At 61.6% G+C, this 14,558-nt stretch carries 11 protein-coding genes; 2 read left to right on the forward strand and 9 right to left on the reverse strand.

The window, feature by feature from the left end:
• Positions 1–61: 61 nt before the first annotated feature.
• The 7 genes from DMX11_RS03980 to DMX11_RS04010 all read right to left on the reverse strand — a co-directional run bounded on the left by DMX11_RS03980 (position 62) and on the right by DMX11_RS04010 (position 8,370).
• A complete protein-coding gene (locus DMX11_RS03980) occupies positions 62–955 on the reverse strand; it encodes an ABC transporter permease subunit (RefSeq protein WP_110743327.1) in 894 nt (297 codons plus the stop codon).
• A complete protein-coding gene (locus tag DMX11_RS03985) occupies positions 952–1,872 on the reverse strand; it encodes an ABC transporter permease subunit (RefSeq protein ID WP_110743328.1) in 921 nt (306 codons plus the stop codon). The genes DMX11_RS03980 and DMX11_RS03985 overlap by 4 nt, the downstream gene beginning before the upstream one ends.
• A complete protein-coding gene (gene potA, locus DMX11_RS03990; protein WP_110743329.1) occupies positions 1,869–3,011 on the reverse strand; it encodes a polyamine ABC transporter ATP-binding protein in 1,143 nt (380 codons plus the stop codon). The genes DMX11_RS03985 and potA overlap by 4 nt, the downstream gene beginning before the upstream one ends.
• A gap of 71 nt (positions 3,012–3,082) precedes the next feature.
• Positions 3,083–4,177: a polyamine ABC transporter substrate-binding protein gene (locus DMX11_RS03995; protein ID WP_110743330.1), complete on the reverse strand. Its 1,095-nt coding sequence runs from the start codon at positions 4,175–4,177 to the stop codon at positions 3,083–3,085.
• A 158-nt stretch (positions 4,178–4,335) separates the two neighbouring features.
• On the reverse strand, positions 4,336–5,433 hold the full coding sequence (locus DMX11_RS04000) for a polyamine ABC transporter substrate-binding protein (protein WP_110743331.1): 1,098 nt from the start codon (positions 5,431–5,433) through the stop codon (positions 4,336–4,338).
• A gap of 170 nt (positions 5,434–5,603) precedes the next feature.
• Entirely contained in the window at positions 5,604–6,965 is a 1,362-nt protein-coding gene (locus tag DMX11_RS04005) for an aspartate aminotransferase family protein (RefSeq protein WP_110743332.1), read from the reverse strand.
• 46 nt (positions 6,966–7,011) lie between these two features.
• Positions 7,012–8,370, reverse strand: coding sequence for a glutamine synthetase family protein (locus DMX11_RS04010; protein ID WP_009681719.1), 1,359 nt, complete (start codon positions 8,368–8,370; stop codon positions 7,012–7,014).
• A gap of 573 nt (positions 8,371–8,943) precedes the next feature.
• On the opposite strand from DMX11_RS04010, the gene DMX11_RS04020 reads away from it, so the two are divergent.
• Positions 8,944–10,320 carry a glutamine synthetase family protein gene (locus tag DMX11_RS04020; protein WP_014592784.1) on the forward strand — a complete coding sequence of 459 codons (1,377 nt, stop codon included), beginning with the start codon at positions 8,944–8,946 and terminating at the stop codon, positions 10,318–10,320.
• 70 nt (positions 10,321–10,390) lie between these two features.
• Here DMX11_RS04020 and argA read toward each other — a convergent pair whose 3' ends face one another.
• The gene (gene argA / locus DMX11_RS04025; protein WP_110743333.1) at positions 10,391–11,689 is read right to left on the reverse strand and encodes an amino-acid N-acetyltransferase; all 1,299 of its coding nucleotides are present in this window, start codon (positions 11,687–11,689) and stop codon (positions 10,391–10,393) included.
• 124 nt (positions 11,690–11,813) lie between these two features.
• The gene (gene argE, locus DMX11_RS04030; protein WP_110743334.1) at positions 11,814–12,956 is read right to left on the reverse strand and encodes an acetylornithine deacetylase; all 1,143 of its coding nucleotides are present in this window, start codon (positions 12,954–12,956) and stop codon (positions 11,814–11,816) included.
• Between the two features lie 144 nt (positions 12,957–13,100).
• Here argE and DMX11_RS04035 point away from each other — a divergent pair, with 144 nt between their 5' ends.
• The gene (locus DMX11_RS04035; protein WP_110743335.1) at positions 13,101–14,468 is read left to right on the forward strand and encodes a CYTH domain-containing protein; all 1,368 of its coding nucleotides are present in this window, start codon (positions 13,101–13,103) and stop codon (positions 14,466–14,468) included.
• Positions 14,469–14,558: the final 90 nt, after the last annotated feature.

Here is a 14,558-nt window from a genome sequence, read left to right on the forward strand (position 1 = left end):
GTAATTTCGGAGCTTGTACGAGCCTGTTCGCGGCAATGGCTCGCCGCGAACAGGCGCTATATCACGCTGAAGCCGTGAGCTGGCTCGGTCGCTTGACCTGCGGCTGCGAAGCGTTGGCCGCCGCACCCTCTTCGATTGCCTGCTGAATCGCCTTGCGACGACGCTCTTCGGCACGGCGGCTGAAGAACCAGACAAAGAAGGTGACCAGCGATACAGACAGCAAAATCAGGCTGGCCACTGCGTTGATTTCAGGCTTCACGCCCAGGCGCACCGCCGAGAACACTTCCATCGGCAAGGTGGTCGAGCCCGGGCCGGACACGAAGCTGGCCAGTACCAGGTCGTCCAGCGACAGGGCGAACGACATCATGCCGCCCGCCGCCAGCGATGGCGCGATCATCGGGATGGTGATCAGGAAGAACACCTTCCACGGCTTGGCACCCAGGTCCATCGCCGCCTCCTCGATCGACAGGTCCAGCTCACGCAGGCGAGCCGACACCACCACCGCCACATACGCCGCACAGAACGTTGTATGGGCGATCCAGATGGTGACGATACCGCGCTCCTGCGGCCAGCCGATCATCTGCGCCATGGCCACGAACAGCAGCAATAGCGACAGACCGGTGATCACTTCGGGCATTACCAGCGGCGCGGTGACCAGGCCACCGAACAGCGTCCGGCCCTTGAACCGGGTGACCCGGGTCAGCACGAAGGCCGCCAGGGTACCCAGCGCCACCGCAGCCACCGCCGTGTAGCAGGCAATTTCCAGCGAGCGCATCACCGAACCCATCAGCTGGGTGTTGTCGAGCAGGCCGACGTACCACTTGATCGACCAGCCGCCCCACACCGTCACCAGCTTGGAGGCGTTGAACGAGTAGATCACCAGGATCAGCATCGGCAGGTAGATGAACAGCAAGCCGAGCACCAGCATCAGCTTGGAGAAACTGAAGCGTTTCATGCGCGGCCCTCCATCTCTTTGGCCTGGCTACGGTTGAACAGCAGGATCGGCACGATCAGGATCGCCAGCATCACCACCGCCAGGGCAGATGCCACCGGCCAGTCGCGGTTGTTGAAGAACTCCTGCCACAGCACTTTACCGATCATCAGGGTTTCCGGGCCGCCGAGCAGTTCAGGGATCACGAACTCGCCCACCACCGGGATGAACACCAGCATGCAACCGGCGATGATGCCGTTCTTCGACAGCGGCACGGTAATTTTCCAGAAGCTGTTGAAGGTACTCGACCCCAGGTCCGAAGCAGCCTCCAGCAGCGAAGGGTCGTGCTTCACCAGGTTGGCGAACAGCGGCAGGATCATGAACGGCAGATACGAATAGACCACGCCTATGTACACCGCCAGGTTGGTGTTGAGGATCTGCAACGGCTGGTCGATCAGCCCGGTCCACATCAGGAAGCCATTGAGCAGGCCGTTGTTGCTGAGGATACCCATCCACGCGTAGACGCGAATCAGGATCGCCGTCCAGGTCGGCATCATGATCAGTAGCAGCAGGACGGTCTGGGTTTCCTTCTTGGCGTTGGCAATGGCATAAGCCATTGGGTAGCCGATCAGCAGGCACAACAGGGTGCTGAAGAAGGCCATCTTCAGCGAGCCAAGGTAAGCCGAAATATACAGCTCATCCTCGGTCAGCAGGCCGTAGTTGGCCAGGTTGAGCACCAGCTGGATCTTGTCTCCGACGTAGGTGTAGATCTCGGTGTACGGCGGGATCGCGACGTCGGCTTCGGCGAAGCTGATCTTCAGCACGATGAAGAACGGCAGCATGAAGAACAGGAACAGCCAGATGAACGGCACGCCGATCACCAGGTGTCGCCCCTCCGGGGTAATGCGCTGGAAGGCTCGCTTGAGCTTGCGCAGTTTCATGACCGCAGTACCACGCCGCTGTCGTCTTCCCACCAGACGTACACTTCATCGCCCCAGGTCGGGCGCGTGCCCTGGCGCTCGGCGTTGGCGACGAACGACTGCACGACCTTGCCGCTCGGCAGCTCGACGTAGAACACCGAGTGGCCACCCAGGTAGGCGATATCGTGGACCTTGCCGCGCGACCAGTTGTGCTCGAACTCGGGCTGCTTGGTGGTGACCAGCAGTTTCTCCGGGCGCAGGGCGTAGGTGATGTGCTTGTCTTCCACCGAGGTGGTGATGCCGTGGCCGACGTAGATCTTGCGCTCCAGCTCTGGGCTGGCAATGATCGCGTGGCCTTCGGCGTCATCGACCACGTCACCTTCGAACAGGTTGACGTTACCGATGAACTCGCACACCAGGCGGCTGGTAGGTGTCTCGTAGATGTCGACCGGCGAGCCGATCTGGGCGATCCAGCCCAAGTGCATGATGGCGATGCGCTGGGCCATGGTCATGGCCTCTTCCTGGTCGTGGGTCACCATCACGCAGGTCACGCCCACGCGCTCGATGATCTCTACCAGTTCCAGCTGCATCTGCGAACGCAGCTTCTTGTCCAGCGCGCCCATCGGTTCGTCGAGCAGCAGCAGCTTGGGGCGCTTGGCCAACGAGCGGGCCAGGGCCACGCGCTGGCGCTGGCCACCGGACAGCTGGTGCGGCTTGCGCTTGGCGTACTGGGTCATATGCACCAGCTTGAGCATCTCCGCCACGCGGGCATCGATCTCGGCCTTGGCCATCTTGTCCTGCTGCAGGCCAAAGGCGATGTTCTGCGCCACGGTCATGTGCGGGAACAGCGCGTAGGACTGGAACATCATGTTGATCGGCCGCTCGTAAGGCGGCATGTCGGTGATATCGACGCCATCGAGGAAGATACGCCCTTCAGTCGGGCGTTCGAAGCCAGCCAGCATGCGCAGCAAGGTGGACTTGCCAGAGCCGGAACCACCCAGCAGGGCGAAGATCTCGCCCTTGCGGATTTCCAGGGACACATCGTCCACGGCTACGGTTTCGTCGAATTTTTTCGTGACCCGGTCGATCTTGACCAGCACCTGCTTGGGTTGCTGGCCACCCTCGAGGGCTTTCTTATAGGCACCGGAGGCAACTGCCATGAGTGAAACTCCCAACAAGATTTTTGTGCCCGCGTGGCCTGTTCTGCAGGTGCCGGCGCGGGTCTGGATTTTTACTTGCCCGACTTGACCTTGGTCCAGCTACGGGTCATCAGCCGTTGCACCTTGGGTGGCAACTCTGAGTTCACGAACATCTTGTCCAGCACTTCCTGCGGTGGGTAAACCGCGGCGTCAGTCCTCACGGCCTGGTCCATCAGGTCGCCAGCCTTGGGGTTCGGGTTGGCGTAACCGACGTAATCACTGACCTGGGCGATAACCTCAGGTTTCAGCAAATAGTTGATGAAGGCGTGCGCCTCCTTGACGTTCTTGGCGTCCTTGGGGATCGCCAGCACGTCGAACCAGAGGTTGCCGCCTTCCTTGGGAATGGCGTAGGCCAGGTTCACGCCCTTCTTCGCTTCTTCTGCGCGGGCCTTGGCCTGGAACACATCACCCGAAAAACCTGCCGCGACGCAGATGTCGCCGTTGGCCAGGTCGGTGATGTACTTGGACGAGTGGAAGTAGGTCACGTACGGGCGCACCGCCAGCAGCTTCTGCTCGGCCTTGGCGTAATCCTTGGGGTCGGTGCTGTTGGGGTTGAGGCCCATGTAGTTGAGCACCGCTGGCAGCATTTCGTCTGCCGAGTCGAGGAAGGCCACACCGCACTTGGAGAGCTTTTTCATGTTTTCGGGCTCGAACAGCACGGCCCAGGAATCGATGGTATCCACGCCCAGCGCGGCCTTGACCTTGTCGACGTTGTAACCGATGCCGTTGGTGCCCCACAGGTAAGGCACCGCGTACTGGTTGCCCGGGTCGTTCTTTTCCAGGCGCTTCATCAACGCCGGGTCGAGGTTGGAATAGTTGGGCAGCAGGTTCTTGTCGAGCTTCTGGAAAGCGCCCGCCTTGATCTGCTTGCCGAGGAAATGGTTGGACGGCACTACCACGTCATAGCCGGTGTTGCCGGCCAGCAGCTTGCCTTCCAGGGTTTCGTTGGAGTCGAATACATCCTGCACGGGTTTGATGCCCGTGGCTTTCTCGAAGTCCGCGAGTGTGGTCGGGCCGATGTAGTCGGACCAGTTATAGAAGTGCACCGTTGGCGCCGCTTGGACGCTGCATGCCAGCGTCAGGCCCGCGCCGGCCATCAAGGCCTTGCGGAATACAGAAATAGACAAGTGGGTGGTCCTCACAATCAGTGCCTGGGTAGCGACAATGCTGCCGCACACGCAAAACCGGCGCGCAACTTACCTTCGCAGCTTCGATGCCGCAATCATCAATTGCCTTTCACAGGCCCTGGGCCGGGAATCCCCAGCCCAGGGATGTTTCATCGGGCTTACTTGCCCGACTTGATCTTGGTCCAGCTGCGGGTGATCACGCGCTGTACCGAAGCATCAGGTGCAGCGATCGCGTACAGCTGCTTCTTCACTTCGGCAGGCGGGTAGATGCTTGGGTCGCTGGAGATGTCCTTGTCCACCATCGGGGTGGCCGCCTTGTTGCCGTTCGGGAAGCGCACGGCATTGGTGATCTCAGCCATGATTTCCGGCTGCATCAGGAAATTCATGAACTGGTAGGCAGCGTCTTTGTGCTCGGCATCTTTAGGGATGGCGACCATGTCGTAGAAAGTACCGGCACCTTCTTTCGGAATGACGTAGTCCACTTTCACCTTGTCACCAGCTTCGTGGGCGCGGGCCTTGGACTGCTCCAGGTCACCCGAGTAACCGACGGCCACGCAGATGTTGCCGTTGGCCATGTCGCCGATGTACTTGGACGAATGGAAGTAGGTGATCGAAGGACGGATCTTGAGGAACAGGTCCTCGGCGGCCTTCAGGTCTTCTTTCTTGGTGCTGTTGCTTGGCAGGCCCAGGTAGTGCAGCGCGGCCGGCAGCATTTCGGTCGGGGCATCCAGGAAGCTCACACCGCAGCTCTTGAGCTTGGCGATATTCTCAGGCTTGAACACCGCGTCCCACGAGTCGATCTTGTCCACACCCAGCGCGGCCTTGACCTTCTCCGGGTTGTAGCCGATGCCGATCGAGCCCCACATGTACGGGAAGGCGTGCTTGTTGCCTTGGTCGCTGGCATCGCCGACGGCCTTGAGCAGGTCTTCGTCGAGGTTCTTCCAGTTCGGCAGCTTGGAACGGTCCAGTTCTTCGTACACGCCAGCCTTGATTTGCTTGGCCAGGAAGTTGTTGGACGGCACCACGATGTCGTAACCCGATTTGCCGGCCAGCAGCTTGGCTTCAAGGGTTTCGTTGCTGTCGAAAACGTCGTACTTGACCTTGATGCCAGTCTGTTTCTCGAACTTGGCGATAGTGTCCGGAGCGATGTAGTCCGACCAGTTGTAGACGTTCAACACCTTGTCTTCAGCCTGAACAGCGGAGGCCATGGCACCCATAAGGGCGGCGGCCAGCAACGTCTTGCCCATTTTCTTCATGCGTAATGCTCCAGAATTTTTTGTTTAGCCTTCCGTTCAGCAGCCAGGACCCACGGTGCAGAGCGCGCGGCGACTGAAACAGTCGCTAGTCTGGCAAGTTACAAGGCCCTGTTTCAAGGAAAGCAGGGCGTTGTAACGACTTAATGTCACATCGCTAGCCTAGCAGGTGCTCAGTTGATCGCTTCGAGCGTCAGGTCCAGGCATTTGCGCGCCTTTTCCACCAGCTCGTCGATCTCCGCATGGCTGATCACCAGCGGCGGCGCGATGATCATGGTGTCACCCACCGCGCGCATGATCAGGCCGTTTTCAAAGCAGAAGTTGCGGCAGATCATGCCCACGCCCTTGCCTTCGTAACGGCTACGGGTGGCCTTGTCCTTGACCAGCTCGATCGCGCCGAGCAGGCCCAGGCCACGTACCTCGCCCACCAGCGGGTGGTCCTGCAGCTCACGCAACCGCTTTTGCAAATACGGTGCCGCTTCCGTACGCGCCTTCTCGACAATTTTCTCGTCGCGCAGGATGCGCAGGTTTTCCAGACCCACCGCAGCCGCCACCGGGTGGCCGGAGTAGGTGAAACCATGGTTGAAGTCACCGCCTTCGCTGATCACCTTGGCCACGGTGTCACGCACAATCACACCGCCCATGGGGATGTAACCGGACGTCAGGCCCTTGGCGATGGTCATCAGGTCAGGTTCGAGGCCGTAGTAGTCAGAGCCGAACCACTCGCCGGTACGGCCGAAACCACAGATCACTTCGTCGGCGACAAACAGGATGTCGTACTTGGCGAGGATCTCCTTCACCTTCGGCCAGTAGGTCTCGGGCGGGATGATCACGCCACCGGCACCCTGGATAGGTTCGGCGATAAAGGCGGCGACATTGTCTTCGCCAACTTCGAGAATTTTCTTCTCCAATTGCTCGGCAGCCCAGACACCGAATTCATCCGGGGTCATGTCGCCGCCTTCACCGAACCAGTAAGGCTGCGGGATATGCACGATGCCCGGAATCGGCAAGCCGCCCTGCTCGTGCATGCCGCTCATACCGCCCAGGCTGGCGCCGGCCACGGTAGAGCCGTGGTAGCCGTTGACCCGGCTGATGATGGTCTGCTTGTGTGGCTTGCCCTTCAGCGCCCAGTAGTGGCGGACCATGCGCAGCACAGTGTCGTTGCCTTCGGAGCCAGAGCCGGTGAAGAACACATGGGTCATGCCCTCCGGCGCCACGTCAGTGATCGCCTTGGCCAGCTCCAGCGCTGGCGGGTGGGCGGTCTGGAAGAACAGGTTGTAGTACGGCAGCTCGCGCATCTGCTTTTCGGCCGCCTGTACCAGTTCCTCACGGCCGTAGCCGACCGCCACGCACCACAGGCCGGCCATGCCGTCGAGAATCTTGTGCCCCTCGCTATCCCACAAATGCACACCCTGGGCCTTGGTGATGATGCGCGGCCCCTTCTCCTTCAGCTGCTTGTAATCACTGAAGGGTGCCAGGTGGTGCTCGCCGCTCAGGGTTTGCCATTCACGGGTTTGCGGGTTGATGACGCTCATGTGCCTCTCCATTTTCCGGCGGCCGCGCGGGCGGCCTCAGGGTTGATCAGACAGCGAACAGCAGGAACTCACGCTCCCAGGAGCTGATGACGCGTTTGAAATTTTCGTGCTCGGCACGCTTGGTGGCGACGTAACCGGTAATGAATTTCTTGCCCAGGTACTGGACGAGCGCACGGCTGTTTTCCATGCGTTCCAAGGCATCTTCGATGGTCAGGGGCAGGCGCAGGTTGCGGCGTTCGTAACCACGGCCCTGCACTGGCGCGCTGGCCTCGATGCCTTCGACCATGCCGATATAGCCGCACAGCAGGCTGGCGGCGATGGCCAGATAAGGGTTGGCGTCGGCGCCCGGCAGGCGGTTCTCGACCCGGCGGCTTTGTGGGCCGGCATCCGGTACGCGCAGGCCGACGGTGCGGTTCTCTTCGCCCCACTCCACGTTCACCGGCGCCGAGGTGTCGGGCAGGAAGCGGCGGAACGAGTTGACGTTGGGGGCGAACAGCGGCAGGGCCTCGGGGATGAACTTCTGCAAGCCACCGATGTGGTGCAGGAACAGCTCGCTCATGCTGCCGTCGGCATTGCTGAAGATGTTCTTGCCGGTGGCCACGTCAACCACGCTCTGGTGCAGGTGCATGGCACTGCCCGGCTCGCCGGTCATCGGCTTGGCCATGAAGGTGGCGGCCACGTTGTGCTTGAGCGCTGCCTCGCGCATGGTGCGTTTGAACACCAGAATCTGGTCGGCCAGGTGCAGGGCGTCGCCGTGACGGAAGTTGATTTCCATCTGCGCCGTGCCGTCCTCGTGGATCAGCGTGTCGAGGTCCAGCTGCTGCAGTTCGCACCAATCGTAGACATCTTCGAACAGCGGATCGAATTCGTTGGCAGCTTCGATCGAGAACGACTGGCGGCCGGTTTCCGGGCGGCCGGAGCGGCCTACCGGTGGCTGCAACGGGAAGTCCGGGTCTTCGCTACGCTTGGTCAGGTAGAACTCCATCTCGGGCGCGACAATCGGCTGCCAGCCCTTGTCGGCGTAGAGTTTGAGGACTTTCTTCAACACGTTGCGCGGCGACAGCTCTACCGGGTTGCCCTTTTTGTCGTAGGTATCGTGGATCACCTGGGCCGTGGGCTCGATGGCCCACGGCACAAGGAACACGGCGTTCTCGTCGGGGCGACAGATCATGTCGATGTCGGCCGGATCGAGCAGTTCGTAATAGATGTCGTCGTCGACGTAGTCGCCAGTCACGGTTTGCAGCAGCACGCTCTCGGGCAGGCGCATGCCTTTTTCGGCGATGAATTTGTTGGTGGGCGAAATCTTGCCGCGCGTGATGCCGGTCAGGTCACTGATCATGCATTCGACTTCGGTGATCTTGTGCTCTTTCAACCAATCGGTGAGCTGGTCGAGGTTGTTACTCATAAATACCTCAGGAGGTAAGGTGGTCCGCGCCTTGATTCTGGATGGAGTAGATTGCTAAAGCAAAAACCCCCGCGCAGGCGGACACTGGATACACTGAAAACAAGCGTGTCCGTATGAGTTGGAAGGGCAGGAAAACGAAATCAAGGGCGGCATGCCGCTACGAGGACGGGTCCGAAGGCGCCAAGCGTCAATTATTGCGGCCAGGGCGGCCACGCCATTGACGAAGCTTGCAAAAACGAAAGAGGTACCCGTTGGCACTGCGCAGGCAGTGCTTTCAGGTCGCGGCAAGCGGACCATGTGACCCTCGTATTATTGTGTTCTGGGTTGAGACCGAGCTTAGCCTTGTTCATTTTTTTACACAACACCCGCGTAAAAAATAAAACACGGCGAGCTTGAGATAGCCCTTTACAAGAGAAATAGCGGATAATGGCACGCCCCGATATGCAGCAAATCTGCCGTAGATGTGCCATTTCAGGGCGTCATGGGGTTGGCTTGACATCAGTATGGCTTTTCGATTGACTGGTCCTGCAAGCCCCCCTTGATTGATATTTTTAACAACAAAGGTGTTGCATCATGTCGGTACCCCCGCGTGCCGTTCAGCTTAACGAAGCGAACGCGTTCCTTAAGGAACATCCTGAGGTTCTCTACGTTGACCTTCTGATTGCAGATATGAATGGTGTGGTGCGTGGCAAGCGCATTGAGCGCACCAGCCTCCACAAGGTTTACGAGAAAGGCATCAACCTGCCGGCCTCCCTCTTCGCCCTGGACATCAACGGTTCCACCGTCGAAAGCACCGGGCTGGGTCTGGATATCGGCGATGCTGATCGCATCTGCTATCCAATCCCCGACACGCTCTGTAACGAGCCGTGGCAAAAACGCCCTACCGCCCAGCTGCTGATGACCATGCACGAGCTGGAAGGCGAACCGTTCTTCGCCGACCCGCGCGAAGTGCTGCGCCAGGTGGTGAGCAAGTTCACCGATATGGGCCTGACCATCTGTGCCGCATTCGAGCTGGAGTTCTACCTGATCGATCAGGAGAACGTGAATGGCCGCCCTCAGCCGCCGCGCTCGCCAATCTCGGGCAAGCGTCCGCAGTCGACTCAGGTGTACCTGATCGACGACCTCGACGAATATGCCGATTGCCTGCAGGATATCCTGGAAGGCGCGAAGGAACAGGGCATCCCGGCCGACGCCATCGTCAAGGAAAGCGCCCCGGCGCAGTTCGAAGTCAACCTGCACCACGTGGCCGACCCGCTCAAGGCCTGCGACTACGCGGTACTGCTCAAGCGCTTGATCAAGAACATTGCGTACGACCATGAAATGGACACCACCTTCATGGCCAAGCCCTACCCGGGCCAGGCAGGTAACGGCCTGCATGTACACATTTCCGTGCTGGACAAAGATGGCAATAACATCTTCACCAGCGAGGATCCCGAGCAGAACGCCGCGCTACGTCACGCTGTCGGCGGTGTGCTCGAGACCCTGCCTGCGTCCATGGCGTTCCTCTGCCCGAACGTCAACTCGTACCGCCGCTTTGGCGCGCAGTTCTACGTACCGAACGCGCCAAGCTGGGGCCTGGACAACCGCACCGTAGCGCTACGCGTACCAACCGGCTCGGCCGATGCAGTGCGCATCGAGCACCGCGTCGCGGGTGCCGACGCCAACCCGTACCTGATGATGGCTGCCGTGCTGGCTGGCGTGCACCATGGCCTGACCAACAAGATCGAGCCAGGCGCGCCGATCGAAGGCAACTCGTACGAGCAGCTGGAGCAGAGCCTGCCGAACAACCTGCGCGATGCCCTGCGCGAGCTGGACGACAGCGAGATCCTCAACAAGTACATCGATCCGAAGTACATCGACATCTTCGTCGCGTGCAAGGAAAGCGAGCTGGAGGAGTTCGAGCACTCGATCTCCGACCTCGAGTACAACTGGTACCTGCACACCGTGTAAACAAAAACGCCGCCCCTCAAGGGCGGCGTTTTTGGTTGAGACCGGTGTCGCCGGCTTCGCGGGCACAGGCCTATAGCGGTTTCTCGAAAATCTTCGAATTGCGCTGATAGTTGTACAGCGAAGCCCGGGCCGCCGGCAGCCGCTCCACGCCACTCGGCGCAAAGCCACGTTCGCGGAACCAGTGAGCGGTACGCGTGGTAAGCACGAACAAGGTATTGAGGCCCATGTCCCGCGCCCGGCTCTCGATACGCTCCAGCAACTCGTCCCCACGCCCACCATGGCGGTATTCCGGGTTCACCGCCAGGCATGCCAGCTCCCCAGCCTCGGAATCGGCAATCGGGTACAACGCCGCGCAGGCGATGATCATGCCTTCGCGCTCGACCACGCTGAACTGCTCGATCTCGCGCTCCAGGACCTCGCGCGAGCGGCGTACCAGGATGCCCTGCTCTTCCAGTGGGCTGATCAGCTCCAGCAAGCCGCCTACGTCCTCGATGGTCGCCTCGCGCACCACTTCAAACTGCTCCTGTGACACCAGCGTACCGCCACCGCCTCGGGTGAACAGCTCGGTCAGCAGGGCGCCATCCTCGGCATAACTGACAATATGGCTACGCGCCACGCCGCCTTTGCAGGCTTCGGCGGCAGCATCCAGCAGTTCGCCCTGGTAATCGCTGCCCAAACGCTGCAGGTGCGGCGCTACCTGCTGCGGGCGCAGCTCGCGTACCAACTTGCCGTCGGCATCCAGCAGGCCCGGCTCGGCGCCGAACAGCAGCAACTTGTCGGCACCCAGCTCGATGGCCGCGCGGGTGGCAACGTCTTCGCAGGCCAAGTTGAAGATTTCACCCGTGGGCGAGTAGCCCAGCGGCGACAACAGCACGATGGACCGCTCGTCGAGCAGGCGGCTGATGCCCTTGCGGTCGACCCGGCGGACTTCGCCGGTGTGGTGGTAGTCCACCCCTTCGAGCACGCCGATCGGCCGTGCAGTGACGAGGTTGCCGGACGCCACGCGCAGGCGCGAGCCCTGCATCGGCGAAGCAGCGATGTCCATCGACAGGCGCGCCTCGATGGCCAGGCGCAGGGCGCCCACGGCGTCGATCACGCAGTCCAGCGTGGCCGCATCGGTGATGCGCAGGCCACGGTGGTAGTGCGGGGTCAGGCCGCGATCGGCCAGGCGGCTTTCGATCTGCGGGCGCGAGCCATGCACCAGCACCAGGCGCACGCCCAGGCTGTGCAGCAGCACCAGGTCGTGGACGATATTGCCGAAATTGGGGTGTTCCACCCCATCGCCAGGGAGCATGACCACGAAGGTGCAGTCGCGATGGGCATTGATGTACGGGGAGGCATGACGCAGCCAGTTAACGTAGTCGGGCATGACAGGGCCTGTGGATAAGTGGACGGAGAACGGCGATTCACGGGGCGTTCAGGATCATCGTCGGAACAGGCTTGCGGTCACGCGCGGTCTCCTCTAGGCAGGAACGAATCAGTTCGATTGACGTTTAGTGCAGGCAATAGTGCCGGATCAGGTCACGCAATAGACGCACGGTAGGCTCGATTCGTGACATTTCAAGGTATTCGCCAGGTTGGTGGGCACAGGCGATGTCGCCGGGGCCCAGCACGATGGTCTGGCAACCCAGCTGCTGAAGATAAGGCGCTTCGGTGCCGAACGCCACCGCTTCGGCGCGATGGCCGGTCAGGCGTTCCGCCACTTGTACCAGTTCGGCGTCAGCGTCCTGCTCGAACGGCGGCACTTCGGGGAACAGCGGCGCGTAGTCGATCCGCACCTCATGGCGCTCGGCCACCGGCACCAGCTTTTCGCGAATGGCCGCGCGCAGTTGCTCGACGTCCATGCCCGGCAGCGGTCGCAGGTCGAACTCCAGGGCGCACTGGCCGCAAATGCGGTTGGGGTTGTCGCCGCCGTGGATGCAGCCGAAGTTCATGGTCGGGGTCGGCACGGTGAACTGCGGGTTGCGATAGGTTTGCTGCCACTGCTGGCGCAAGCCCATCAGCTCGCCCATTACCGCGTGCATGGCCTCCAGGGCGCTACGGCCCAGGCTTGGGTCCGACGAATGGCCGCTGCGCCCAAGGATGTCGATGCGATCCATGAGGATCCCCTTGTGCATACGGATCGGCCGCAGGCCGGTAGGCTCGCCGATCACGGCTGCACGGCCCAAGGGCTGACCAGCCTCGGCCAGGGCACGGGCGCCAGACATCGAGCTCTCTTCGTCGCAGGTGGCGAGGATCAGCAGCGGCTGCTTGAAATCGTGCTCCAGCAGCGGAATGACAGCCTCGATGACCAAGGCGAAGAAGCCTTTCATGTCGCAGCTGCCCAGGCCGACCCAGCGGCCATCGGCCTCGGTCAGCTTCAGCGGGTCGCTGCTCCACAGCTGTTCGTCATAGGGTACCGTGTCGCTGTGCCCGGCCAGCACCAGGCCGCCTGGGCCTGAGCCACGGCTGGCCAGCAGGTTGAACTTGCCGGGGGTGACTTGCTGGATATCGCATTTGAAACCCAGGTCACCCAGCCAGCTGGCCAGCAGGTCGATGACCTGCCGGTTGGACTGGTCCAGCGCAGGCTGGGTGCAACTGACCGACGGCGCAGCGATCAAAGCGGCAAACTGGTCTTTCAGCGTCGGCAACGGCATGCGCGTACTCCTCGGAAGCGTCACCCATCATAACAATGCCTATCGTTCGCAGGGCAAGCCCGCGAAGAAGGCACCAGGATCCAACAGTCGACAGCCGACTACTGTAAACTCCTTGCCAACCACGCCCCCTCCTTCGAGTCTGTGATGCACAAAGAAACCGAACTCAAGCTCCGCGCCAGCCGCGAGACCCTTGCCGCCCTGCGCGAGCACCCTCTGCTGAAAAAGCGCAACAAGTCCGGCTGGCAGACCCGCGAACTGACCAACCAGTACTTCGATACCCCTGAGCGTGAACTGTCCGCCGCGCGTGTGGCCCTGCGCCTGCGCCGCGATGGCGATGTGGTTATCCAGACCCTCAAGTGCCGCGGTCAGAGCGTGGCGGGGCTCTCCGAGCGCAACGAGTACGAGTGGAATCTGGACAAGGCCAAGCTCGACCTGAAAAAGCTCGACGCCACCTGCTGGCCTGAGCAACTGGCGGACCTGGACAAAAAGACCATCAAGCCACTGTTCACCACCGACTTCACCCGCGAGTTCGCTGAAATCGCCTGGGGCCGTGGCAAAAGCAAGGTAGTGATCGAGGCCGCGCTGGACCAGGGCTTCGTGGTCGCCGGCAAGCGCAAGGAAGAAATCTGCGAGCTGGAGCTGGAACTGCGCGAAGGTGAGCCGCAGGCACTGCTGGAGCTGGCTGCCGAGCTGGCCGCCAGCCTGCCGCTGATGCCTTGCGACATCAGCAAGGCCGAGCGTGGCTACCGCCTGCTGGAACCGGACAGCTACGAGCTGGGCCTGCCAGCCACCGAGCTGGAAGCCGAAATGGCCGTGGACGACGCCTACGCCGCGCTGGCCTGGCAGCTGCTGGGCAGCAGCCAGCGCCTGGCCGAGCAATATCGCCACAACGGCCACTGGCGCCTGCTTCAGGACTGGGTCGAGTGCTTGAGCGAGCTGCGTGCCCTCACCGCCAGCCTTGGCCAGGCCGCGCCGCGTGCCACTACCCGCGAACTGCGCAGCAGCCTGGACGCCCTGCTCGAAGACTGGCGCCCGCTGGTGCACGCTGGCAACGATGACGAAGACATCCGCCGCGCCGCGCCTGAGCAGTTTGCCGAAGAACTGGAAGACGTGCGCTGGGGCCAGTTCTCGCTGGAAACCTCGCGCTGGCTGCTGGCCCGTGCCTGGACCGTGGAGCGTAAAGGCCGTGGCGAACGCCAGGGCAAGGCGCAGCTGGCCAGCTGGATGGGGCACTTGCTGGGCGAAGAAGGCCGTGCGCTGAAGCTGCCGCTGTACACCCAACGCCCGGAAGACCTGGCCGAGCAGTTGCCGCGCCTCGAACAGCTGCTGGCCTGGTTGCATCATGCGCGCCAGGTGCTGGAAGCGCCGCAGATGGACCGCCTGTATGGCGACCTGAAGAAACTGCACGAGTTGGCCGAGCTGCCGATCAGCGATGAAGTCCTGGAAGCCCGCATCGAACAGGCTCGGGCAGTGGACCAGAGCCGCGGCTGGAAGCACCTGCTCAAGGCGTGATACCGCGTCGCCTGCTTCGCGGGTAACACGCTCCTACAAAGGGTTCGCGCCAGGCGTGAGGCCGGTGTAGGAGCGGGTTTACCCGCGAAT

The sequence above is a fragment of the Pseudomonas sp. LB-090624 genome (assembly GCF_003205205.1).
Taxonomy (GTDB): domain Bacteria; phylum Pseudomonadota; class Gammaproteobacteria; order Pseudomonadales; family Pseudomonadaceae; genus Aquipseudomonas.

Coding starts and splice junctions, on each gene's coding strand:
- DMX11_RS04000 (WP_110743331.1), bottom strand. CDS start 5,433: ATGAAGAAAATGGGCAAGACGTTGCTGGCCGCCGCCCTTATGGGTGCC.
- argE (WP_110743334.1), bottom strand. CDS start 12,956: ATGCCGTTGCCGACGCTGAAAGACCAGTTTGCCGCTTTGATCGCTGCG.
- DMX11_RS04005 (WP_110743332.1), bottom strand. CDS start 6,965: ATGAGCGTCATCAACCCGCAAACCCGTGAATGGCAAACCCTGAGCGGC.
- DMX11_RS04020 (WP_014592784.1), top strand. CDS start 8,944: ATGTCGGTACCCCCGCGTGCCGTTCAGCTTAACGAAGCGAACGCGTTC.
- DMX11_RS03980 (WP_110743327.1), bottom strand. CDS start 955: ATGAAACGCTTCAGTTTCTCCAAGCTGATGCTGGTGCTCGGCTTGCTG.
- argA (WP_110743333.1), bottom strand. CDS start 11,689: ATGCCCGACTACGTTAACTGGCTGCGTCATGCCTCCCCGTACATCAAT.
- potA (WP_110743329.1), bottom strand. CDS start 3,011: ATGGCAGTTGCCTCCGGTGCCTATAAGAAAGCCCTCGAGGGTGGCCAG.
- DMX11_RS03985 (WP_110743328.1), bottom strand. CDS start 1,872: ATGAAACTGCGCAAGCTCAAGCGAGCCTTCCAGCGCATTACCCCGGAG.
- DMX11_RS04035 (WP_110743335.1), top strand. CDS start 13,101: ATGCACAAAGAAACCGAACTCAAGCTCCGCGCCAGCCGCGAGACCCTT.
- DMX11_RS04010 (WP_009681719.1), bottom strand. CDS start 8,370: ATGAGTAACAACCTCGACCAGCTCACCGATTGGTTGAAAGAGCACAAG.